The following is a 2519-nucleotide window of genomic DNA, read 5'->3' as shown; positions in this document are numbered from 1 at the left end:
GACGTGGCCGCCGAGGTCGAGGCCCTGGTCGCGGCCGAGACGCGCGGCCTGCAGCGCGCGGCGACGCCGGTGGCCGCGCTGCTGGCGCAGCTGCCGGAGACCGAGCTCGACGTCGGCGACCGCATCGGCGCCTGGCGCCTCGTGGAAAAACTCGCGAGCGGCGGCATGGGCGCGGTCTACCGCGCCGAGCGCGCCGACGGGCACTTCGAGCAGCAGGCCGCGATCAAGCTGCTGCGCGGCATTCCGACCGAGGGCACTCTGTCGCTGCTGGCATCGGAGCGGCAGATCCTCGCCGGCCTGCAGCATCCGCACATCGCGCGCCTGCTCGACGGCGGCGCGACGCCGGGCGGCCAGCCCTACCTGGTCATGGAATACGTCGAGGGCATCGCGATCGACCGCTGGTGCGCCGAGCGCGGGCTGCGCCTGAAGGCGCGCCTGCGCCTGTTCCGCAACGTCTGCCGCGCGGTCGCGTTCGCGCACCAGCGGCTGATCGTGCATTGCGACCTCAAGCCGTCGAACGTGCTGGTCCGCGCCGACGGCGCGCCGGTGCTGCTGGACTTCGGCATCGCGCGCGCGCTCGACCGTTCGCGCGAACGCCTGCCCGACGCGTACTACACGCCGGGCTATGCGAGTCCCGAACAGATGGCCGGCGCGCCGGTCAGCGTGGCCAGCGACGTGTATTCGCTGGGCCTGATCCTGTTCGAGCTCGTCAGCGGCCGCAAGGCGCGGCTGGACGCCGACGACCGCACCGTGACCGAGCTGTCGCACGGCCTGCGCCGCGCCAGCGAGCTCGCCGGCGAGCAATGCAGCTGGCGGCAGGAACTGCGCGGCGACATCGACGCGATCATCCGCCGCGCCACGGCGCTGCGGCCGGGCCTGCGCTACGCCTCGGCCGACGCGCTCGCGGTCGACATCGAACGCCACCTCGACCTCAAGCCGATCGATGCGCGCTCGCCGACCCTGCGCTATCGGCTCGGCCGCCTCGTGCGCCGGCGCTGGCCGCTGTTCGCGGCCGGGTTCATCGTCGCGCTCATGGCGATCGGCTTCAGCTGGCGTCTCGTCAACGAGCGCGACCGCGCGCTCGCGGCCGAGCGCGAGGCGCGGCGGCAGGCCGAGACGGCCGGCCAGGTCAGCGAATTCCTGATCTCGATCTTCGAGTTCGCGAACCCGGAGAAGAACCCGACGCGGCGCGACATCAGCGCGCGCGAAATGCTCGACGAGAGCACGCGCCGCCTCGGCGACAGCCTGCGCGACCGGCCCGAGGTCAAGGCCAAGCTGCTCGACGTGCTCGCGCGGGCCTGGGACAAGCTCGGCCAGCCCAAGCGTTCCATCGAGCTGTACCAGACCAGCATCGCGCAGTGGCGGGAGGCCGGCGCCGACTACGACCGCGAGCGCGCGCGCAGCCTCGCCGACCTGGCTGTCACGGAGAACAACAACGGTCTCAAGGGCGATGCAGAGAGAAACGCGCGCGCCTCGCTGGCGCTGCGCGAAGCGGCCGTGCCGGCCAGCGAGACCGAGCTCGCCGACGCCTGGAACACGCTCGGCCTGGTATTGCGCGACATCGGCGGCCGCGAAGCGGAAGCCGAGGACTACCTGCAGCGCGCGCTGGCCGTGCGTCGGCGCGAAGGCTCCGACAGCGCGCTCGCCGTCATGCACAACCTCGCCGGGCTCTACGCCGACGCGGGAAAGTACGACCAGGCCATCGCCCTGTACGAGGAAACCCTGGCCGCCAAGCGCAAGCTGCACCACGGCGACGCGCACCCGTCGGTCATCGTCAGTCTCGACGGCTATGCCGAGACGCTGGTCAAGAAGAAGCGCTACGACGACGGCGTGCGCATCTATCGCGAGGTGATCGCGCTGCAGCGCCAGCTGACCGGCCCCGACGGCGACAACGTCGCCTCCGGCTACAACGAGCTCGGCTCGGCCCTGCAGGACGCCGGCCGCTATGCCGAAGCCATGGATGCCTATCGCGAATCGCTGCGCATACGCCGCGCCGGCAGCAACGGGCTGCCGGCGATGCTGGTCTATCCGATCAACAACCTCGCGGTCGCGCTCGACGAAATGGGCGACTATGCGGCGGCCGAGCCGTATTACCGCGAATCGCTGGCGCTGCGCCGCTCCAGTCTCGGCAACGACGATCCGTCGACCCTGCGCGCCGAGCACAATCTCGGGCGCCTGCTGATGCGGACCGGGCGCCTGGACGAGGCGCGCCCGCTGGTCGAGCATGCGCTGGCGCAGCGTCGCAAGCAGCTGTCGGCCACTCATGCGGATCTCGGCCGCTCGCTGCTGCAGCGCGTGGAACTGCTCCGCCGCCAGCAGCGCTACGACGACGCGGCCGTGGCGCTGGCCGAACTCGATGCGGCGCCGGTGCAGACGACCAAGGCGCTGCGCGGCCTGCGCGAACGCGAGCGCGCCGCGCTCGCGTCGGCGCGGCACGACGATGCGGCGGCCATTGCCGCGCTGCGCCGGGCGCAGGCGCTGCTCGCCGATCATTACGGTGCCGCCCATCCGCTGGCCGC

General features: G+C 72.2%; 1 protein-coding gene. It reads left to right on the top strand.

What is annotated here, in order from left to right; all coding sequences use genetic code 11:
* A partial coding sequence (locus NON22_RS23010) for a serine/threonine-protein kinase (protein ID WP_257389321.1) occupies nucleotides 1-2519 on the top strand: 2519 nt, incomplete at both ends.

The organism is Tahibacter caeni, from assembly GCF_024609805.1.
GTDB lineage: Bacteria > Pseudomonadota > Gammaproteobacteria > Xanthomonadales > Rhodanobacteraceae > Tahibacter > Tahibacter caeni.
This window is presented reverse-complemented; position numbering and strand designations above follow the sequence as displayed.